This is a genomic window from Pseudomonas sp. (assembly GCF_030150285.1).
Taxonomy (GTDB): domain Bacteria; phylum Pseudomonadota; class Gammaproteobacteria; order Pseudomonadales; family Pseudomonadaceae; genus Aquipseudomonas.
Genome location: NZ_JASLGE010000059.1, coordinates 1 through 19,825 on the forward strand (window position 1 = coordinate 1; position 19,825 = coordinate 19,825).

18 protein-coding genes and 1 pseudogene are annotated in these 19,825 nt (G+C 59.9%); 10 read left to right on the forward strand and 9 right to left on the reverse strand.

Features of this window, described 5'->3' with window-relative positions:
- Positions 1–73 precede the first annotated feature (73 nt).
- Positions 74–262, reverse strand: a pseudogene (locus Q1W15_RS13635) (PDDEXK nuclease domain-containing protein); the annotation flags it as partial.
- A 301-nt stretch (positions 263–563) separates the two neighbouring features.
- On the opposite strand from Q1W15_RS13635, the gene Q1W15_RS13640 reads away from it, so the two are divergent.
- On the forward strand, positions 564–1,457 hold the full coding sequence (locus Q1W15_RS13640; protein WP_300729373.1) for a neutral zinc metallopeptidase: 894 nt from the start codon (positions 564–566) through the stop codon (positions 1,455–1,457).
- Positions 1,458–2,444: an alpha/beta hydrolase gene (locus Q1W15_RS13645; RefSeq protein WP_300729376.1), complete on the forward strand. Its 987-nt coding sequence runs from the start codon at positions 1,458–1,460 to the stop codon at positions 2,442–2,444.
- A 72-nt stretch (positions 2,445–2,516) separates the two neighbouring features.
- On the opposite strand, the gene Q1W15_RS13650 is transcribed toward Q1W15_RS13645, so the two are convergent.
- The 3 genes from Q1W15_RS13650 to Q1W15_RS13660 all read right to left on the reverse strand — a co-directional run bounded on the left by Q1W15_RS13650 (position 2,517) and on the right by Q1W15_RS13660 (position 4,615).
- Complete coding sequence (locus Q1W15_RS13650) at positions 2,517–3,107, reverse strand: HAD family hydrolase (protein WP_300729379.1); 591 nt, start codon at positions 3,105–3,107, stop codon at positions 2,517–2,519.
- Positions 3,104–3,973, reverse strand: coding sequence for an acyl-CoA thioesterase II (gene tesB, locus Q1W15_RS13655; protein WP_300729382.1), 870 nt, complete (start codon positions 3,971–3,973; stop codon positions 3,104–3,106). The genes Q1W15_RS13650 and tesB overlap by 4 nt, the downstream gene beginning before the upstream one ends.
- Positions 3,974–4,045: 72 nt before the next feature.
- Entirely contained in the window at positions 4,046–4,615 is a 570-nt protein-coding gene (locus Q1W15_RS13660) for a GNAT family N-acetyltransferase (RefSeq protein WP_300729385.1), read from the reverse strand.
- 90 nt (positions 4,616–4,705) lie between these two features.
- Between Q1W15_RS13660 and Q1W15_RS13665 the strand changes: the two genes are divergently transcribed.
- Positions 4,706–5,626, forward strand: a complete 921-nt coding sequence (locus Q1W15_RS13665) for a histone deacetylase (protein WP_300729388.1) — start codon at positions 4,706–4,708, stop codon at positions 5,624–5,626.
- 251 nt (positions 5,627–5,877) lie between these two features.
- Complete coding sequence (locus Q1W15_RS13670; RefSeq protein WP_300729391.1) at positions 5,878–7,110, forward strand: TIGR03862 family flavoprotein; 1,233 nt, start codon at positions 5,878–5,880, stop codon at positions 7,108–7,110.
- An 85-nt stretch (positions 7,111–7,195) separates the two neighbouring features.
- Here the strand turns inward: Q1W15_RS13670 and Q1W15_RS13675 are convergent, their stop codons facing one another.
- The 5 genes from Q1W15_RS13675 to Q1W15_RS13695 all read right to left on the reverse strand — a co-directional run bounded on the left by Q1W15_RS13675 (position 7,196) and on the right by Q1W15_RS13695 (position 11,616).
- On the reverse strand, positions 7,196–8,530 hold the full coding sequence (locus Q1W15_RS13675) for a DEAD/DEAH box helicase (protein ID WP_300729394.1): 1,335 nt from the start codon (positions 8,528–8,530) through the stop codon (positions 7,196–7,198).
- A gap of 59 nt (positions 8,531–8,589) precedes the next feature.
- Complete coding sequence (gene yedA / locus Q1W15_RS13680) at positions 8,590–9,480, reverse strand: drug/metabolite exporter YedA (RefSeq protein ID WP_300729397.1); 891 nt, start codon at positions 9,478–9,480, stop codon at positions 8,590–8,592.
- Positions 9,481–9,679: 199 nt separating this feature from the next.
- A complete protein-coding gene (locus Q1W15_RS13685; protein ID WP_300729400.1) occupies positions 9,680–10,291 on the reverse strand; it encodes a PolC-type DNA polymerase III in 612 nt (203 codons plus the stop codon).
- 26 nt (positions 10,292–10,317) lie between these two features.
- Positions 10,318–10,794 (reverse strand): NYN domain-containing protein, encoded by a 477-nt coding sequence (locus tag Q1W15_RS13690; RefSeq protein ID WP_300729403.1) that lies wholly within the window; start codon positions 10,792–10,794, stop codon positions 10,318–10,320.
- A 129-nt stretch (positions 10,795–10,923) separates the two neighbouring features.
- Positions 10,924–11,616 (reverse strand): DUF2076 domain-containing protein, encoded by a 693-nt coding sequence (locus Q1W15_RS13695; RefSeq protein WP_300729406.1) that lies wholly within the window; start codon positions 11,614–11,616, stop codon positions 10,924–10,926.
- Positions 11,617–11,829: 213 nt separating this feature from the next.
- Here Q1W15_RS13695 and Q1W15_RS13700 point away from each other — a divergent pair, with 213 nt between their 5' ends.
- The 6 genes from Q1W15_RS13700 to Q1W15_RS13725 all read left to right on the forward strand — a co-directional run bounded on the left by Q1W15_RS13700 (position 11,830) and on the right by Q1W15_RS13725 (position 19,685).
- The gene (locus tag Q1W15_RS13700) at positions 11,830–12,498 is read left to right on the forward strand and encodes a YciC family protein (RefSeq protein WP_300729409.1); all 669 of its coding nucleotides are present in this window, start codon (positions 11,830–11,832) and stop codon (positions 12,496–12,498) included.
- A 9-nt stretch (positions 12,499–12,507) separates the two neighbouring features.
- Positions 12,508–13,590, forward strand: a complete 1,083-nt coding sequence (locus tag Q1W15_RS13705) for an endonuclease/exonuclease/phosphatase family protein (protein WP_300729412.1) — start codon at positions 12,508–12,510, stop codon at positions 13,588–13,590.
- 248 nt (positions 13,591–13,838) lie between these two features.
- A complete protein-coding gene (locus tag Q1W15_RS13710) occupies positions 13,839–16,742 on the forward strand; it encodes a type VI secretion system Vgr family protein (protein ID WP_300729415.1) in 2,904 nt (967 codons plus the stop codon).
- A complete protein-coding gene (locus Q1W15_RS13715; RefSeq protein ID WP_300729417.1) occupies positions 16,732–17,328 on the forward strand; it encodes a peptidoglycan-binding domain-containing protein in 597 nt (198 codons plus the stop codon). The genes Q1W15_RS13710 and Q1W15_RS13715 overlap by 11 nt, the downstream gene beginning before the upstream one ends.
- A gap of 3 nt (positions 17,329–17,331) precedes the next feature.
- Complete coding sequence (locus Q1W15_RS13720; protein WP_300729419.1) at positions 17,332–17,628, forward strand: hypothetical protein; 297 nt, start codon at positions 17,332–17,334, stop codon at positions 17,626–17,628.
- 35 nt (positions 17,629–17,663) lie between these two features.
- A complete protein-coding gene (locus Q1W15_RS13725) occupies positions 17,664–19,685 on the forward strand; it encodes a DUF3274 domain-containing protein (protein ID WP_300729422.1) in 2,022 nt (673 codons plus the stop codon).
- Positions 19,686–19,825 lie beyond the last annotated feature (140 nt).

A 19,825-nucleotide genomic window follows, 5' to 3' on the forward strand; every position in this document is an offset into this window, starting at 1 on the left:
GGGGCGGTCGTGGCGGCGGGATCCCTCCGTCCCCGGGGGCGCGGCGCGGGGGGGGGGGGGGGGGGGCGATGGGTTACGCGTCATCCGTGCGCAGGTTTTGCAGGTAAAACTCGTGCAACTTGGCTTGCAGAACCTGCTTGTCCGGCAAACGGGTCTGATACTCAGCGATCATGGCTGGTGAAAGCGAGCGATTCAGGGCGTATTCAACCACTTCGTCTTCCTTGCTGGCACACAGTAAAACACCGATGGCCGGATTTTCATGGGCTTAACAGCATCAGGTGGTGAGTCCAGGGCATTTGTGTCAGCAGTGCTGACACACTCTGTTCACCCTGCTGGTACGCGTCATGAAATTGCCGCATTCGAAACAGATTGCGTCCCTCCCTCTTTCCTCGTCAGTCAGCTATTGCCCACCCAAAGCCGGTTCATCCTGTCGCGCTTTACTGCGAATGTTAAAAGCCCGATGCCATACTCGCGCCCATCCAAATCAGCGTCTGACGACCGGGCTGGCGCAGCTCCCACTCAGCAGCAACAATTACACACAGGTTTTATCAGAGGATTCGTTCATGCTTTGGAAAAAAGGCCGTCGCAGCGACAACGTGGAAGACGTGCGGGGGCAAAGCACCGGTGGCGGTGGAGGCATGCGCATAGGGGGCGGCAAAGGCTTGAGCCTGGTGGCGGTGGTGGTGATTGTGGGCTTCGGTTTGTTGACCGGCCAGGACCCGATGCAGATCCTCGGGCAGTTGAGCGGTGAGCTCACAGAGCAGTCGTCACCTCGGGCGACTCAGCCCACCGGGCATGCCCCGCCCGCCCACGATGAACAGGCCGATTTTGTGAGCGCTGTGCTGGGCGATACAGAGGACACGTGGCGTCAGATTTTTCAGCAGGCGGGTCGTACCTATAAAGACCCGACACTGGTGTTGTTCAGCGGCCAGGTGAGCTCAGCGTGCGGCTACGCCACAGCGGCCAGCGGGCCGTTCTATTGCCCCGCCGACCAGAAGGTCTACCTGGACATGAGTTTCTTCCAGGAGATGGCGCAACGCTTTAAGGCCGCGGGTGATTTCGCCCAGGCCTATGTGATCGCCCATGAGGTGGGCCATCACGTGCAGACCCTGCTGGGGGTGTCGTCGAACCTGCAGCGGGCCCGTCAACAGGGCCAGCGCATGGAAGGCGATGGTGGTTTGCTGGTGCGTCAGGAGCTGCAAGCCGATTGCCTGGCGGGGGTGTGGGCCAACCACGCGCAAAAACGCCTGAACTGGCTGGAGCCCGGCGATATCGATGAAGCCCTGACCGCCGCCAACGCCATTGGCGATGACCGTTTACAGCAACAGAGCCAAGGCCGCGTGGTGCCGGACTCGTTCACCCACGGGACGTCGGCACAACGGGTCAAGTGGTTCAAGACCGGGTTTGCCCAGGGCGATATCAATCAATGCGACACCTTTTCGGCAGCGAGGCTTTAAATGAGTAAACGCGGGTTCGTCTCACTGTTGGGTCTGTGGATAATTTGTTCAGCGGCCCAGGCCGCCGAACACGGGGTTAAAGAGCTGAGCCCCGATCAGTTCGCGCTTGGCAGCGGCGCGTTGAGTATCGGGCTGAGCCAGGACTGGAACCACCCCTTGCCTCAGGTACAGCGCGCGCTGATTGTGATTCATGGCCGCTTGCGCAACGCACAGACGTACCTGCGCAGCGCCGAGCAGGCTGCGGCGCAAGCCGGGCAGTTATCCACAACCCTGATCATCGCCCCGCAGTTTCTTAACCAGAGCGATGGTTCCCGTCATGCCTTGGCGCAAAACCTGCTGCGCTGGCACGCCAATGACTGGATGGCGGGCGCGCCCGCCGTAGGCCCCGCCCCCGTCAGTTCGTACACGGCGCTGGATGAGATACTCGAACACCTGAATAACCGTCACAACTTCCCGGCTTTACGGGAGGTGGTGATTGCCGGCCATTCCGGCGGTGCCCAAGTGGTGCAGCGTTATGCCGTCACCACCCGGGCCGACAAAGCGTTGCAAGCCCACGGGATCAAGGTGCGCTATGTGATTGCCAACCCGTCTTCCTACGCCTACTTCAATACGCAGCGACCGATACCGACGTTTGACCCGGCCAGTTGCCCAGGGTTTAACACCTGGAAATACGGCCTTGAAGGGTTGCCTGCCTACGCCGGTGAGCAAAAACCCGCACAACTGGAACAGGCGTATGTGCAACGCGATATCACCTACTTGCTGGGTGCCAAAGACATCGACCCCAACCACCCGGCGCTGGACAAACGTTGCGAGGCCGAGGCTCAGGGCGCGTTTCGGCTGGCGCGTGGCAAATACTGGTTCGAGTACTTGACCCAACGCCACCCCCATGGCCTGAACCAACGCCTGATCGAAGTACCCGGCGTGGGGCACAACGGCGACCAGATGTTCACCTCGCCTGAAGGGCAAAAAGCCTTGTTCGGACACTGATCGGACCGTAGGCGCAAGCTTGCTCGCGATCTTTCAAGATCAAAAACTCGCGCCTACGGGGGGGCGGGGCTGTCACGCCAGGTGTTTGCGCAACTCGAAACAGTCCTGCACATGCCAGTCGGTCAGTTCCGGCCACGGGTTGACCGGCACATTGACCAGTACGGTTTTGCTGCCCGCCGCACGACCGCATGCCAGGTCAAAGCAGTAATCCCCCACCATCACCATCTTCGACGGGTCCACCGACCAGGCCCGTGCCAGTTTGAGCAAACCGTCCGGGTCCGGCTTGTGCACCGCACAATCGCGGCCCAGCACGTCCTGCGGGGCAAAGCAGTCGTCCAGGCCGATGGCCTTGAGGGTGATCTGCGCCAGCGATTGGGCATTGCGCGTCAAGATGCCCAGGCGGCAGCCACGGGCCACCAGTTCACGCACCAGCTCAACAGCCCCCGGCGCGGCCGTTGAGGCCAGTGCCAGTTCACGCTCGTGCTCCAGCAACCACGCGTGCTTGGCGGCTGACACGTCAGCGGGCAAGCCGGCGAGGTGGGTGAGGATGTCGTCCTGCGCCGGAATGTCCAGGTACTCGCGGATAAACGCGAAGTCATGCACGGCATGAGTCAGGGTGCCGTCCATGTCGAACACCCAGTGCTTTATCTCCTTGAGCCTCATGCCCAGTCCTTGCGATGGCGAATCAGACCTTCCTGAGTCACGGAAGCAACCAGTTTGCCGGCACGATTGTAGACGCTGCCCCGGGAGAAACCGCGTGAGTTGCCAGCCCACGGGCTGTCCATCGCGTACAGCAACCAGTCATCGGCGCGCAGGTCGGCATGGAACCACAACGCGTGGTCCAGGCTGGCCACCTGCATGTCCTTTTGCCAAACCCCTTTGCCGTGAGGCAATAACGAGGTGGTCAACAGGCCAAAGTCCGAGGCATAGGCCAACAGGTACTTGTGCAGTGCCGGCGCGTCGGGAAGTGGCCCGTAAGCGCGGAACCAGACGTACTTGACCGGTTCACTGACCGCCGGGTTGAACGGGTCTTCAGCCACCACGGGGCGAAACTCAATGGGTTTTTCGCACAGCAGCTTTTCGCGCATCGGCTCGGGTATCAAGTGCGCGCACTGACGAATCATGTCCAGTTCCGAAGGCAAGTTTTCCGGCCCGACCACATCAGGCATGGTGGTTTGGTGGTCAAAGCCGCCTTCGTCGTATTGAAACGAAGCGCTGCTGGTGAAAATCGGCTGGCCTTTCTGGATCGCCGTCACCCGGCGCGTGCTGAAACTGCCGCCGTCACGTACCCGGTCCACCTGGTACACCACCGGCAGGCTGGCATCGCCAGGGCGCAAAAAATAGCCGTGCAGCGAGTGCACATGGCGAGCGTCTTCAACCGTCTGGCTCATGGCCGACAGCGATTGCCCAAGCACCTGACCGCCGAACAACTGGCGAAAGCCCAAGTCCTGACTGCTGCCGCGAAAAAGGTTTTCTTCGATCGGTTCCAGGGTCAGTAAATTGACCAGATCATCCAACACTTGGCTCATTCAGCGTCTCCTCACACAAAGCATTACCGACACGATCAGGGTCGCGCCGGTCAATATAAATTCAGCAACCGTTTACCCATGCAGGGTTTGCAGCCATTGTGCCCGCGTGATGCGGTACAGCACATGCGGCCTTAGCCGATGCCCTTCTGGCAGTGTCGGGTGTTCAAAGTCACCGTCCACATCGCGCTGCATGCCAATGGCTTGCATCACCTTTTGTGATGCCAGGTTCAACTCACTGGTAAACGACACCACCTGCTCCAGCGCCAAGCGGTCAAACCCGCAGCGCAGCACGGTCCATGCGGCTTCGCTGGCGTACCCCAGCCCCCAATGTTCTGGGGCCAGACGCCAGCCTATTTCAACGGCCGGGGAAAAGGGGGCGGCAAAACTGACATTCATCAGCCCTGTAAAGCCGATAAACGCACCCGTGTCCTTGCGTTCCAGCGCCCACAGGCCGAAACCATGTTCGGCGAAATGGCCACGAACGCGGCCTATCAACGCCGCGCTTTGCAGACGGCTCAAGCACGCCGGGAAGTACCGCATGACCTGCGGATCGGCGCACATCGCTGCAAACTCGGGCAAATCGGTGTCACGCCAAGGGCGCAGCCGCAGACGGGCACTTTCGAGTTCCTCAATCTGTTCCATACGCCCCCTCCGGTGTGTTGCCGGGTTTTTCCATGTCGAGCAGTGTACAGCGCTGTTAATATCCTGCGCTCGCTACGACGTGAAATCCCTATGCCTGTGCCGCTGATTTACCACGATGACTACAGCCCGGACTTCCCGCCCGAGCACCGTTTTCCGATGGACAAGTTTCGTTTGCTGCGCGACCACCTGGTTGAAACCGGCCTGACGCGGGATGCCGACCTGCTGCGCCCCGCGCTATGCCCTGTGGATATCCTCGCGCTGGCCCATGACCGTGGCTACATCGAACGCTACATGGCCGGGGAGTTGGCCCGCGACGATCAGCGCCGCTTGGGCTTGCCCTGGAGCGAAGCGCTGGCGCGCCGTACCGTACGCGCGGTGGGCGGCTCGCTGTTGGCCGCTGAAATGGCCCTTAAGCATGGCCTGGCCTGCCACTTGGCGGGCGGCACCCACCACGCGCACTATGACCACCCCGCCGGCTTTTGCATTTTCAATGACCTGGCCATCATCAGCCATTACCTGCTGGAAAGCGGCCGGGTCAACCGCGTACTGATCTTCGACTGCGATGTGCACCAGGGCGATGGCACGGCCCGTATCCTTGAGCACACGCCCGAGGCCATCACCGTGTCGTTGCATTGCGAAAAGAACTTCCCGGCCCGCAAGGCACACAGCGACTGGGACATTGGCTTGCCCATGGGCATGGGCGACGCGGCTTACCTGCAAGTGGTCGACGAAGCGCTGGATTACCTGCTGCCCTTGTATCAGCCCGACCTGGTGCTCTACGACGCGGGGGTCGACGTGCATCAGGACGACGCCCTCGGTTACTTGAAACTCACCGATGCCGGGGTGGCCGCGCGCGATGAACGTGTGATGCGCCATTGCCTGGGCCGTGATATCCCGGTGGTCGGCGTGATTGGCGGCGGTTACAGCAAAGACCGCAAGGCCCTGGCACGTCGCCATGGGATTCTGCATCACAGTGCACAAAAGGTCTGGGTGTCATCAGGCTGCAACTAAACCGTGCCGTGTTACCCACAATGCCTGTGGAACCGCCTGTGGATAACCTGAGTGAAAGCCCTTACAGGGCACGCCACGTATAGCCTACAGAGTGCTGTACGTTTTTTGTACAGCACTCTGTAGGCGCGGGCGGGCTCGCAATCGTTTGATCTTTAAAACCTCGCGGGCCATCAAACGTCGACCGGCTACCCAACGCGTTTTATGCAGTCAGGTAGAATGCGCGGCTTACTTCGCCGAGATGCAGCCCTGTCATGACTCAACCCTCCTCCCCTTCCCGTCACGTGGCCATTATTGGCGGCGGCCCTGCTGGCTTGATGGCCGCCGAGGTATTGAGTCAGGCTGGCGTGCGGGTCGACCTGTACGACGGCATGCCCTCGGTAGGCCGCAAGTTTTTGCTGGCCGGGGTCGGCGGCATGAATATCACCCATTCCGAAGCCTGGCCGGCCTTCTTGTCGCGTTACGCCGAACGCGCTGCGCACATAGCACCGCTGCTGCGCGCCTTTGATGCAGACGCGCTGTGCCAGTGGATTCATGGCCTGGGCATTGAAACCTTTGTCGGCAGTTCGGGCCGGGTATTCCCCACGGACATGAAAGCGGCCCCCCTGCTGCGCGCCTGGCTCAAGCGCCTGCGCGAAAGCGGTGTCGTTATCCACACCCGTCATCGCTGGTTGGGCTGGCAGGCGGACGGCGCGCTGCGCATCGACAGCCCCGAAGGCGAAAAACACCTCAAGCCCGACGCCGTGGTGTTGGCGTTGGGCGGCGGCAGTTGGGCGCGACTGGGTTCCGACGGGGCCTGGATGACACGACTGGCCGAGCGCGGCGTTGAACTGGCCCCTCTGCAACCGAGCAACTGCGGGTTTGATGGGGCGGGCTGGAGCGAGCTGATGCGCAGCAAGTTTGCAGGCGCACCGCTGAAAAACATTGCCATTGGTTTACCCGATAGCGCGCCGCGCTTGGGCGAATGCGTGATCACGGCGAGCGGGATTGAAGGCAGCTTGATTTACGCCTGGTCGGCCCCGATTCGCGAGGCGATCAACCGGCACGGCTCAGCCACGCTCCTCATCGACCTGTTGCCGAACAAGCCTGTGGATAAAGTCAGCGCCGCGCTGGCCAAGCCACGCGGCTCACGCTCGATGAGCAAGCACTTGCACAGCCAAGTGGGGCTGGACGGCGTGAAAGCTGCGTTGCTGCGGGAGTTGGCACCGGCAGAGGCCTTCAATGACCCTGCGCACTTGGCCGCCGCGATCAAAGCCTTGCCCCTGACACTGACCCAGGCCCGCCCGTTGGACGAAGCCATCAGCAGCGCCGGCGGCGTGCGCTTTGAGGCGCTGGATGAACAGTTGATGCTCAAGCGATTGCCCGGCGTGTTCTGTGCCGGCGAGATGCTCGACTGGGAAGCCCCCACCGGCGGTTACTTGCTCACCGGCTGTTTTGCCAGTGGCCGGGCGGCCGGGTTGGGGGTTTTGAGTTGGTTTAAAGGCTAAACACCGGTAGGTGCAGCCAACAGAAGCTCGATGACTGGTGATCTTTTAAGAGCAAAAGATCGCGAGCAAGCTCGCTCCTACAGGGTTACGGCTTGCGTTTGCGCGGGCCGGTGTTGAACACGGGCACTTTACGCACCGGTTTGACCGACGGCTCGGCCGAGGCCACTTCGCCGCTGTCCACCCACTTGCCCAGGTTGCGTTTACCGCCACCCGACGCTTTCGGTTTTTTCGGCTTCTTCGGTTTTTTGATCACCTGACCCGATGCATCGGTTTCCGGCACGCGGTGCTCGGGCTCGAAGTCTTGCTCTTCATGGCGCGGCAAGGTCTGACGGGTGAGCATCTCGATGGCCGACAACATGTTCACTTCGTCCGCACACACCAGCGAAATGGCTTCGCCCTTTTGGCCGGCACGGCCGGTGCGGCCAATACGGTGGATGTAGTCTTCGGCCACGATGGGCAGGTCAAAGTTGACGACCAGCGGCAGGTCTTCGATGTCCAGGCCACGGGCGGCCACATCAGTGGCCACCAAAATCTGCACTTCGCTGGCCTTGAAGCGGTCCAGCGCACGTTGGCGCGTGGCCTGGGGCTTGTCGCCATGGATGCCATCGGCGTTGACGCCCAGGGCCTGAAGTTTGCCCACCAGTTCATCCACACCGTTACGGGTTTTGGCGAACACCAGCACCTGTTTCCAGTGCTGGCTGCGCAACAAGTGCAGAAACAGTTCGGGTTTGCGCTTTTTGTCGACCGGAATCACCCACTGCTTGACGCTGCTGGCGGCCACGTTGCGTGGGCTGACTTCAATGCTCAGCGGGTTGTCGAGCATTTGCTCGGCCAAGGCACGGATGGCATCGGAAAAAGTGGCCGAGAACAGCAGGGTCTGGCGCTTTTTCGGCAAGGCGCGGTAGATGTCGCGTAGTTCTTCACTGAAGCCCAAGTCGAGCATGCGGTCGGCTTCGTCGAGGATCAGGGTTTGCAACTGGTTGAACTTGACGGCCTTCTGGCGATACAGGTCGAGCAAACGGCCCGGCGTGGCCACCAGCACATCCACCCCTTTGCGCAGCTTCATCATTTGCGGGTTGATGCTGACACCGCCGTACACCGCATAGGTGCTCAACGGCAGGTGCTCGGCGTACTGACGAATGCTCTCGTGAACCTGCTCAGCCAGCTCACGGGTGGGCACCAGCACCAGCGCGCGCACCGAGTTACTGACGACTTTCGGGCCTTCCATGGTCAGCGATTGCAGTAACGGCAGGGCGAAACCGCCGGTTTTGCCGGTGCCGGTCTGCGCCGCGGCCATCAGGTCACGGCCGGCCAGCACAGCGGGAATCGCTTGAGCCTGAACGGGGGTTGGGGTCTTGTAGCCGAGCGGCTCAAGGGCGCGCAGCAAGGGCTCGATCAGGCCAAGGGTGGCGAATGTCATGGGGGATACCGTCGAAAAGGGTCAGCGCAGAGGTGCAATGGCGCGCAGTTTACCCTAATTCAGTCGAGTTTCTTCTGACGCCACTGCGGCAACCCGATCAACACCACGGCGCTGATGATGACCGCCATCGCCAAGCACTCTTCGGCACCGATGCTCTCGCCCGCGAATGCGATACCCAACATCACCGCCACGGCCGGGTTGACGTAGGCATAACTGGTCGCGGCCGCCGGGCGCACATTTTTAAGCAGGTACATGTAAGCGCTGAAGGCGATGATCGAGCCGAAAAACACCAGGTACAGCAACGCGCCCCAACCGGCGGCGGTGGGCATTTCGGTCATGCGCTCGCCGCTCAGCAGGCTACCGACCAGCAACACAGCGCCCGCCGTGAGCATTTCAGCGGCGCTGGCCATAGGCCCGGCAGGCAACGGCAGGTGTCGGCTCCACACCGAGCCGAAGGCCCAGGCCGCAGCGGCAAACAGAATCAAGGCCGCGCCCATGGGGCTGGCTTGCAGGTTGGAGCCCAAGTTAAGCATGGCGATGCCGACCAGCCCGAGGAGGATGCCGGCCCATTCCAGGCGGGTGTTACGCGCCCCCCAAAAATAGCCAAACAGCAGGGTAAACAGCGGTACGGTGGCCACCGCCAGCGCCGCCACGCCAGACGCCACGCCAGAATGCTCCGCCAGGGTCACGCCGCCGTTACCGCAGGCCAGCAGCAAAAAGCCGATCATGGCCGCCGAGCGCCACTGCACCCAAGTTGGGGCCGGCGCACCACGCCAGCGCATAAAGGCGTACATCAAACCGCCTGCCACCAAAAACCGCACCCCGGCCATCATCAACGGAGGCCACGACTCAATCCCGATCCGGATGGCCAAGTAGGTCGAGCCCCAAATCACGTACAGCGCAAAGAAAGCACCAATCAATTGCAACGGAAAACGGCGTACAGCAGGCATGGGGCAACTCAGGGGCAGAGGCAGGGGTGCAAGGATTCTAGACAAAGGGTGGCGAAATAATAAGTAACAGAACGCACCAAAAGTGACCCGTACACTTTTTCCGACTCGGCCCCGTGTAAAAGCGAACGGGCTCGCGACCTTTTGATCGGTAAACGACCGCGAGCCATCGAGCGGCGACTGGCGGCTCCAGGGAAACCGTTTAAAAGCCGCGATAGCGCTTGAGGTGTTCGTTGATCTTGGCCGCCGGGACTTTTTGCAGGCTGCGCAGCAGGTCATGGTTCAACTCGCGCAAGCCGTGCTGTTGGCGCAGTTGTTCTGCCAAGTGGCTCAGCAGGTTGGCCGCCATTTCGGCATCGGCCATGGCCCGGTGAGCCTGGCCCGTATGGGGCAGGCCCGCAAAGGCGGTCAGCGTGCCGAGCTTGTGATTGGGGGCTGCCGGCATCAACCGTCGCGCCAATAACAACGAACAGGCAAAGTGTTGCAAACGGGTACGCTTGATGCGGCCCATTTCGAAGTCCCAGAACTTTTGGTCAAACGCCGCGTTGTGCGCCAGCAGCGGCGTGATACCCACAAACTCATTGACCTCATTCATTACCCGCTCGGCCGAGGGGGCTGTACGCAACATCGCGTTGCTGATGCCAGTCAGTTGCTCGATAAAGCCCGGCACCCGAACCCCTGCGTTCATCAGGCTCTGGTAGCGGTCGACAATGCGCCCCTGCTCAAGTATCACCACCGCGATTTCCGTGGCCCGGCAACTGCTGCTGGGGGAGATGCCGGTGGTTTCAAAGTCAATAACCGCAATACGTTCCAAACGGGGTCAATCCTGTCAAAAAAGAGTTACTTGAGCAGCAAGCTGCCTTCAATCGGTATATAACGGCCGGCCGCACGGATCAACGAGTTGGCCGTCAAACCCGGCACGCCGTACGCCACGGTTTGCACGCCGTGCTTGCTGGCAATGCGCTCGAGCAACAGGTCGAAGTCGCCATCACCCGAAGCCAGCACCACTTCGTCCACATTGGCGGCGGCATCCATGATGTCGATGGTAATACCCACATCCCAGTCCCCCTTGGCCGAGCCGTCGCTGCGCTGGATGTAGGGCTTGAGCTTTACCGTGAAACCGAGGTTGCGCAGGATCTGCTGAAACTGCTGCTGCTTGCTGTCACCCCGGTCGATCGCATAGGCATACGCCTCGACGATTTCACCGCGCTGGCGAATGTCAGCCCACAAGGCGGCGTAGTTGAAGTGGCAACCATACGCTTGGCGCACCGTGTAATAGAGGTTCTGCACATCCGCGAAGACTGCAATTCTTTTCACCGACCTACCTCATGATGCCCTGGCAGCGGGCAAGCAACTGAAGAAACGAAATAGCAGTATGCCAGCCTACAAGGGCCTTGCGCGGATAAACCGCCCGACGTGCACGCGAGCACCCCGGGCGGCAAAGGATCAAACGAAGGAATCGTCGTCGGAGAAAAAGCCATCATCGTCCAGGCCGGCGTCTGGAACGTTGCTGTAATCATTGCTGGCATATTGCTGATTATCACCACCCCAACCGTTGTCACTGACCGGCGTGGGCTGCTCGATGATTTCTTCAACGACGGGCGGTTGCGAGTGATGGCCAAACAGGCTGCTGAGCCCTTGTGCCAGCATCACGCCACCCGCCACACCGGCGGCCGTTTTCAAGGCACCGCTCATAAACCCGCCGCCAGAGGCTGAGGCGGGAGCCGCGGCCGCTGCGCCGGGTGGGGGCGCGAAAGCAGGTGCCGCCGGGGGCGACGACGGCCCATCACGCCAGCCGCCCGTAGTCGGTGCCGGCGCAGGAGCGGGTGCGGGTGCGGGCGCGCGATTGCCGCCACCGAACATGCCGGACAAAAAGCTCCCGCCCGATGAAGCGGGTGCGGGTTGGGTGCGGGCCTGGTCAAGCTCGGCTTGCAACTGCTTGTTCTGCTGATCCAGCTGCTTGAGCGCTGCCTCTTGCACCAGAATGGCTTGCGTCATGTAGTAAGCCGCTGCTGGCTGACGCGCCAGGTGTTCGTTGATCCGCGCTTGCGCTTGGGCATCGCGCGGGGCCGCCTCCCTTTCAGCCTGTTGTAGCCGGGTAAACAACCCGTCAATCAGGGTTTGTTCTTCGCTGTTCATGACGACCTCATTGGATGGCGGATAAAAACCGGAGCCTTGCACAGCACGGCAGGCTCCAAGCGGGCATGCCTGCAAGGTGCACTGCCGGGCAGTGCAAAGGTTATGGGGGCAAGGGCATGCGTTTCAACCGACCTTACCGATTGCTTACATTTGTTCAAAGGTGCAGCTCATCGGTTAAAGTGGCGCACCGCTTTTGACTGCTGATACCTGATAATGAATCCGCTGACTGTTATTCGCGACTCCCTGTACTTCGTCCAGCGCAATCTCGGCCAGATTGTGACGCTGTGCCTGCCCCTGGTCATTCTTGAGGCTGTGTTACAACGCCTCGTTGACGGCACTGTGGGCCCCGATGCCTCCCCCGGTTACAGCATGGTGGTCGGCCTGCTCGCCTACCCGCTGTACACCAGCGCCCTGATCCTGTTTCTCGACGCCCGCAGCCGAGGCGAAAGCCCGAGCAACCGCGACGTGCTGGCACGGGCGCTCACCCTGTGGCCAAAGTTCGCCCTGCTGGCCGCCATCAGCACCTTGCTGATTGTGCTTGGCCTGTCGATGTTCTTCATTCCGGGGATCTACCTGACCGTGGTGCTCGCGTTTGCCGAATACCAGTTGGTGCTGCGTGGCCAGCCGCCGCTAATGGCCATGAAGGCCAGCCTGGTCATGACTCGCGGCCATTTCTGGCGCTTGTTCGTGTGCATTCTGGCGGTGCTGGGGCCCTTGATGTTGCTCAAGGAGTTCAGCTTTTCGCTCTTGCCCAAAGACGACAACCTGCTGATCTCGATTGTCCTTGAAAGCCTCAACGGCTTTCTGCAATTGTTTATCACGGTTGTCCTGTTCCGCCTGTTTATGTTGATTGGCGAATCCTCTGAACCGCATCAAGCCTGAGCCCCCGACATGCCACGTATTCTGCGTAACACGGTGATAGGCGTGCTGCTGGCCTCAGCAGCATTGGCGAGCCTGATTTACAGCATGACGTGGCGCCCCGATACCAAAGAGGTGCTGTCATTCAGTTGCCCGATATCGACCCCCATGCTGGTGCCTGGCCAGGACCTCAAGGTCATGACCTGGAACGTGCAGTACCTGGCGGGCAAGCGGTATGTGTTCTGGTACGACCTGAACGACGGCAGTGGCCCGGACACCCGCCCCACCGGCGAAGACATGGCATTTAGCCTGGATGAAGTGTCCCGCGTGATCCGCGATGAGCGACCTGACCTGGTGCTGCTGCAAGAACTCGATGAAAACGCCAAGGCCAGCGACTATCAGGACCAACTGGCCCTGTTGCAAGAACGCCTGGTAGACCTGTACCCGTGCAGCACCCAGGCCTTCACCTGGAAAGCCGACTTCGTACCGGACTGGCGTATTTTCGGCAGTGTGGGGCGCAAACTGGTCACGCTAAGCCGTTACCAGATTGAGCATGCCGAACGCCTGCAATTACCCGTGGCGGATGCCAACTTCATTAGCCGCCAGTTCCAGCCCAAGCCCGCGTTGCTGGTCAATTACCTGCCGCTCAACGACGGCGGCCAACTGATCGCCATCAACACGCAACTGGACGCGCCCACACTCGACAACAGCAACTTGCATCGGCAAATGCAAAGCACCGCCTCCCTGCTCGACAAATTCGAAAGCCAAGGCACCCCCTGGGTAATCGGGGGGGATTTCAACCTGCTGCCCATCGGCCAGTTCCAGCGCCTGCCGGCGCAATTGCGCCTGGGGTATTCGCCTGACAGTGAGCTGCATATGCTCTGGGAAAAGTACCCCATGATCCCCAGCAACCCAGACGCCACCGGCATCGACCGCGAATTGTGGCTGACTCACTTCCCCAACAACCCAAAAGCCACAGAGCCTGACCGCACACTCGACTACCTGGTCTACAGCACAAAACTCGACCGCATCGAAGGCTATGTGCGCCAGCAAGATACGCTGAGCATTTCCGATCATTTACCGGTCGTAGGGCGATTCTTGCTGCCGCCGAATTGAGCAGGCACGGTGTAAGCACCAGTCAGACCGATAGAAACGGTCTTCAATCCTGACGCTCTCGCTTGGAGCATGCTTTTCAACTGCCATTATCTGAAACCCGCCAAGCAATTACAGAGGGTTCCTACTCAAATTAGGCAACCATCCGACACGCCATTTTCCTTCCCCCATGCTCAACTCTTCGCCTCTAGGCGAACCTTTCCTCCCTTCAGTAGATAAGCGTCCGCCGCCCTCCGCTACAAGAGGTCAGCATGCCCACCGATCCAGCCTGCGTTCTCTCGGCTCACAAACACCGGTTGATCAAACTCGCTGTTCAAACTGAATCCGATCACGAACTGCTGCTGGACAGCTTCAGTGGCCATGAAGCGATTTCCCAACCGTTCAGCTTTGAGTTGGCGCTGCTTAGCCGCGACCCACGGCTCGAACTCAAGACGCTGGTCGGCCAACCCACACGGCTTGAAGTCGAATTGGCCAATGGCGCTCACCGCTTCATTCACGGCCACATCACAGGCTTCAACCACCTGAAGAATGACGGTGGTTTAAGCTATTACTCGGCGACGTTGAGCCCCTGGTTTTGGTACCTGAGCCAGCGGGTAGATTCTCGTATTTTCCAAGACCGCACCGTAGTCGATGTGCTGCACACGGTCTTTGCTCATTACGGCGTAATGGCCAAGTTCCGATTCGATCTTGCGCAAGGCGCGCCCCTCAGACCCCACAGTTGCATCACACAGTTCAATGAAACAGACGAACACTTTGCACGCCGCCTACTTGAGCAAGAAGGCTGGTTGTTCTACTTCGAACACACCGCACAAAGCCATACGCTGGTGGTGCGCAATGACTCCAACAGGCTCACGCCGCTGGAGCAACAACCGGTCATTGAGTACCACCCGCATTCGATCCCGGGCACTGCCGACACCATCAGTGAATGGACCGCCCACCGCCAGCAGCAGTCCGACGCCATCAGTGCGCCCTCCTTCGATTACAAGCAAGCAGCGCCTTGGGAACACATCGATACAGCTTTTCTGAAACCTGCCAGCGACGCCGTACGATTTGAGCAGTACACCTTTTTAGGGCAATACCACTCGGGTAGCCGGGCCGAAACGGCCAATCGTGTCGGCTGGCACCGCGATGCCTTGCATGCGCAGGGCAAAACCTTTCGCGGTGCCAGCAATTGCCGAGCGATGGTGCCGGGTTACACCTTCACGCTGACGCAGCACCTGCGACATGATCCCTCACAGGCGTATGAAGGCAGCAATCCGCGCGAGCCAGGGGCCACGGTTAATGAGTTTCTGTTGTTGAGCGTGCAGCATCAGGGGCACAACAATTACCTCAACGAAGCTGAAGCGGACTACAGCAACACCTTCACCAGCATCCGTCGTCATATTCCTTATCGCCCTCAATGCTTGACGCCCTGCCCTGTGGTTGCCGGGCCTCTGACCGCCATCGTGGTCGGCGAAAACGCCTTGGGTGAGGTGCACACCGATGAGTGGGCACGCGTGAAAGTGCGCTTTCATTGGCAACGCGAACAGCCCAATGAACGCGACAGCGCCAGGCAGCATGCGCAAGACACCGCGTGGCTGCGGGTAGCCCACCCCAGCGCCGGGGACGGCTTTGGCCATCAGTTCATGCCGCGTATCGGGCAGGAAGTCGTGGTGAGCTTTATGGCCGGGGACATTAACCAGCCGTTGATCACCGGCACGGTGTACAACAGCCTTCACCACTCGCCACGTTTCAGCGATGTGGCCGGGTTGAAGCCGTTACCGACCAACAGCGCCCTGAGCGGGATCAAGACAAAAGAACACAAAGGCGGCGGCTACAACGAGTTGCTGTTCGATGACACCACAGGTGAACTGCGCACCCGGCTCGCCAGCCGCCATCAGGACAGCGCGTTAAACCTGGGCAAATTGACAACGCCGCGCAACGAAGGCAAGGCCCACCCACTGGGCAACGGTGCAGAACTGCGTACCAATGCCGCAATAGCCTTACGCGCCGCGCAAGGCTTGCTGCTGACTACCTACGCCAAGCATCAGGCGCAAGACCCGCAGTTGGGCCGTGAAGCCCTGCTGGAATTGCTCAGCCAGTGTGCCGACCTGTTTAAGTCATTGGGCGAAACCGCGACGGCACAAGGCGCGCAGGCACTCGATTACGCGGGTATCCAAGCGTTACGCCACACCCTGAACCAGTGGCCCGCGGCCGACAGCTCAGCCAGTGGTGAACCGCTGATCGCCATCACCAGCGAGGCAGGTATTGTCAGTGCCACCCCGGCCTCCCAAGCCCATTACGCGGGGGGTAATCACGACACTACCGCGCAGGACCACCTGCAAATGACCAGCGGCGCGGCCATGCGCCTGCACGCGGGCCAAGGTATTTGCGCGTTTGCCCAGGACGCTGGCATCAGCGCCATCGCCAATCGCGGCAAGGTACTGGTTCAGGCCCAAAACGACGACATCGCCCTCAATGCACAAAAGAACCTGCACGCTTCAGCGGCTGAAGGTGAAATCGTCCTGACGGCACCGACCATTCGTTTGGTCGCCGACGACGGCAGCTACATCAAGATTGGCGGCGGCATCGAGATCGGTACGTCGGGCAGCGCCATTGTGCATGCGGCGGACCATGATTGGGTCGGCCCCAAAACCGACCGCGCACCGATGCCTGCGTTTGGCCGTGATGGGGCGGACCAACGCCATGTTTTGCACTTTGAAGGTGACCCAAAGGCTGTTGCGTTATCGCAGGCTTATCACGTCGCGCTGGAGGATGGCAGCGTGGTGCAAGGGATCACTGGAGCTGACGGGGGTACGGAACAGATTCAGCGAGACGCCATGCAACTCGCCAAGGTGAATGCCTTGAAACCGTTGCTTGGCGCAGGTTCGGCGGGCACTGGCGGTGCCATGCAAATTGCGCAGCCCAGCCAGAACAGCCCGTATGACCTCACCTTTCTCATCAAAAACAAGCAGACCGGCATGCCGCTCAGCGATGTGAAATATCGAATTCAGCTGGAGTCCGGCGATGTCGTCGTCGGCATCACTGACGAGCACGGCAACACCCAAACCGTGCAATCCGACACACCACAAATCGCCAGAATCGAGGTGCCTTACGATGACGATAGCGCGACACAACCTCACTCCCACGTCGGACCAGACGCCTGTGATTGTTGAGATTTCCACGAAAAAACCCAGTGGCCGCTCTTGGGTGAGTGAATTTCCGACCAGCGTCAGCCTGGATGACTTGGCGGCACCGTTTTCGACACAAGCAACGGCCTTTATGACTGCGCTTCGTGCCGCAGGCGCAACCGTCAGCATTTCTGCAACGTTGCGGCCTGCCAATAGGGCCTTCCTCATGCACTGGGCATGGCAAATCGTGAACAACAACGCCGACCCACAAACAGTGCCGGAACGTGAAGGCATCGATATTGAGTGGGCCCATCAAGACGATGCAGGTGCTTATTCTCGTGTTAAATCCGTGGCTGGCGCTAAAGCGATGGTCAATGCATATGGCATGCAAAACCTTAAAACCTCTCCCTCCCTAACGTCCCGGCATATCGAAGGCAACGCCATCGATACGACGATCAGTTGGGCGGGGACCCTCACTGTCAATAATGCATCAGGTACAGCGGTGATCATCCATACCGAGCCTCGAACCTCAATGAATATTGAGTTGCACGCTGTGGGGAAAACCTACGGCGTTATCAAGTTTGTGGGGGGAAATAAGGACAAGCCCCATTGGTCAACGGACGGAAAGTAACCCATGACGACCCATTTCTCAGTAGCGGCAGTGGTTTTACTCGCATTGACTCAAGCGGCTTGCGGGTCGGAACAAACTCCCAGCGATATCAGTAAATTCGTTGAACAACGGGACCTATGCGACCACTTGCGTGGCGAAATTCCCGATCCAGGAGATGAGCAAGCGCAGGTCATCGACGACATAAACCAGCAATGCCGAGGCACGGACGCTGAACTGCAACGGCTCAAGCTCAAATATGCAGGCAGCACTACGTTTGAGCACCTGTTGAATCAGTACGAGCCAGGCATCGAACCCCAGTGAAATGGGCTGATGGCAGCCCTCAGAGGAACTCAGGCATGAGCGACCCCAACTACAGTGTTATCGCCGAACAACGCAGTCGGCTTGTCCCCAATCGACCGGGGGATCGACGGGTCGCCATTCCGCGTGACATGCCCGGCATCGTGATTTTTTTGCATGGCGTTAACGACCCTGGCGCGTCGTATGAATCGGTGGAAACCGGATTGCTTCAAGGCTTGAACGAGCGGCTGAATCGCCCGGATTTGTGCGCTGGACGTTATGGCGCTGAGTTTGCGGCAGCAAAGGCGGTTCCGGTAAAGGATTTAAATAGTACCGAACGAAACAGGCTCGACGACCCCGACACCCACCTCTACAAACGCAGCACCGATAAAAATACTCGCAGCTGTTTCATCCCGTTCTATTGGGGCTATCGTGCCGCGCCAGACGAAATCAAACGCGACAAAAACGGCGACCCGACCAAGCTGCGCACCCAGTACCAGGACAACTTCAACAACCGCCTGGACCGTCACTTCGCCAAGGGCGGCGGGTTCTTCGCCAACGCCACCAACAACCTGCTGGAGATGTTCGGTGAGGGGTTCGACACCCTCACCCGGCACCTGGCTAATCTTGCGCTGCCCAATACGTTGTTTATGGGGGCCAATCCACACCGTCGCTATTTCATCCTGGCAGCCCACCGCCTGGCCATGCTGGTCAGTGAAGCTAGACGCCTGGCCCCCGATGAAACCATCACCATCATGGGGCACAGCCAGGGCACGCTGATCACCCTGCTTGCGCAGGCCTTACTGGTAGATCGCGGCCAACGTTGCGCCGACTGCGCAATCATGGTCGCCTCGCCGTATTCACTATTACCGAGTAAAACGCCGGAAGGCTCCGACACCCTCGGCACCCTGATAGATATCGTACGTGCAGTGACGGCCACGCCTCATGCCATGCCGTCTCTCAGTGAGCTGCAATACGGGCAACCCGCTTATGGCGGTCGCACCGGCCCGCACTGGTCACCGCAACAAGGGCAGCGCCTGGGGCCGGATGAAAACACAGTGGTGTTTCCCGAACGCGACAATCGCGGCAAGGTCTATCTGTATTTCAGCCATGATGACTCTACCGTTGGCATCAACGATGTCAGTGGTATTGGCACCTTTGGTGTTCCATCACATTTACCCGATGGCAAGCCCGTAATGTCGGCCATGCCTTCGGGGTTTTATCAGCGGCTGTGGAGCACACGGCACCGCAACGAAAAACCGATCTACGTGGGTACAGACCCCAGCCTCGTGCCCTTACGCGTCATGGGCGACCGCTATTCAGCAGAACATCAGCTAATCCCCGCCATATTGCAAAACACCACAGGCATAGGTGAAACCCGCTACATCAATGCCGAGCCCCTGACACCGCCGTATGCGCCGCAGATGTTCGGCGGCGAAGCCATCACGGGCAGCCCGACCCGCGCGGGTATCGACGCACCAGACGCGGTTTCACAGAACAACGCATTGGGCAATAGCAACGCCACGTTCAAATGGGTTGAACTGCGCCATAGCCCAGCACGCGTGTCGGAGGCTAAGGCGTTAGCTGCCTGGAATCAGGGCAAGGGAGCAGACGACCAAACGCGCGTGCTGCGCCAGACCGTGGTGCTGGGTAACCCCATGCTCGACATCGCGGATCACTTTCTAATTGAGCGCGAAGAAACGCCCAACGAAATCCGCGCCCGTCTAGCGGTCGATCCCAAGGAGTGGGGCAACAACAGCTATCACTCGGCGGTTTTGCGCAGCCCGGAAAACCATCGGTGGGTGACGGCAATGGATGTGGCGGTGGGGCAGGCTAAATGCTTGGACGACCCGCAGATTCGGGAGGTGCTGATTGCGATAGCGGATTGGCGGATGGACGAAGATTCATTTCTGAAACTTAACGATAAACCGGGCTGGCCGAGGCTTAGCGCTGAGGCACGGGCCTTGGTCAGGGCTAATTACCTCTATTACGAAGATGGCGTATTTCCGCCTGAGGAACTGGTGCCAATGACGCCGCCCCCACTGGTCAGAAGACCCTGCGACACAGAAGGCAAGCCATGAATAGCCGACCGCGCTTCACCGTGTTCCTTTGGGTCGGGCTTGCACTGGTTTTCGGCTGGCTGACTTTCGTGACCGATCAAGTGATGAAGTACAGAGAGATTGAAGAAATGACGATGAGAAACATCGCGCCGCCTACCCTC

What these genes read in the sequence shown, in the direction of transcription:
- Q1W15_RS13670 (WP_300729391.1), top strand. Translation starts at nt 5,878, where the DNA reads ATGACTCAACCCTCCTCCCCTTCCCGTCACGTGGCCATTATTGGCGGC.
- Q1W15_RS13710 (WP_300729415.1), top strand. Translation starts at nt 13,839, where the DNA reads ATGCCCACCGATCCAGCCTGCGTTCTCTCGGCTCACAAACACCGGTTG.
- yedA (WP_300729397.1), bottom strand. Translation starts at nt 9,480, where the DNA reads ATGCCTGCTGTACGCCGTTTTCCGTTGCAATTGATTGGTGCTTTCTTT.
- Q1W15_RS13705 (WP_300729412.1), top strand. Translation starts at nt 12,508, where the DNA reads ATGCCACGTATTCTGCGTAACACGGTGATAGGCGTGCTGCTGGCCTCA.
- tesB (WP_300729382.1), bottom strand. Translation starts at nt 3,973, where the DNA reads ATGAGCCAAGTGTTGGATGATCTGGTCAATTTACTGACCCTGGAACCG.
- Q1W15_RS13700 (WP_300729409.1), top strand. Translation starts at nt 11,830, where the DNA reads ATGAATCCGCTGACTGTTATTCGCGACTCCCTGTACTTCGTCCAGCGC.
- Q1W15_RS13725 (WP_300729422.1), top strand. Translation starts at nt 17,664, where the DNA reads ATGAGCGACCCCAACTACAGTGTTATCGCCGAACAACGCAGTCGGCTT.
- Q1W15_RS13650 (WP_300729379.1), bottom strand. Translation starts at nt 3,107, where the DNA reads ATGAGGCTCAAGGAGATAAAGCACTGGGTGTTCGACATGGACGGCACC.
- Q1W15_RS13675 (WP_300729394.1), bottom strand. Translation starts at nt 8,530, where the DNA reads ATGACATTCGCCACCCTTGGCCTGATCGAGCCCTTGCTGCGCGCCCTT.
- Q1W15_RS13720 (WP_300729419.1), top strand. Translation starts at nt 17,332, where the DNA reads ATGACGACCCATTTCTCAGTAGCGGCAGTGGTTTTACTCGCATTGACT.
- Q1W15_RS13665 (WP_300729388.1), top strand. Translation starts at nt 4,706, where the DNA reads ATGCCTGTGCCGCTGATTTACCACGATGACTACAGCCCGGACTTCCCG.
- Q1W15_RS13645 (WP_300729376.1), top strand. Translation starts at nt 1,458, where the DNA reads ATGAGTAAACGCGGGTTCGTCTCACTGTTGGGTCTGTGGATAATTTGT.
- Q1W15_RS13660 (WP_300729385.1), bottom strand. Translation starts at nt 4,615, where the DNA reads ATGGAACAGATTGAGGAACTCGAAAGTGCCCGTCTGCGGCTGCGCCCT.
- Q1W15_RS13640 (WP_300729373.1), top strand. Translation starts at nt 564, where the DNA reads ATGCTTTGGAAAAAAGGCCGTCGCAGCGACAACGTGGAAGACGTGCGG.
- Q1W15_RS13695 (WP_300729406.1), bottom strand. Translation starts at nt 11,616, where the DNA reads ATGAACAGCGAAGAACAAACCCTGATTGACGGGTTGTTTACCCGGCTA.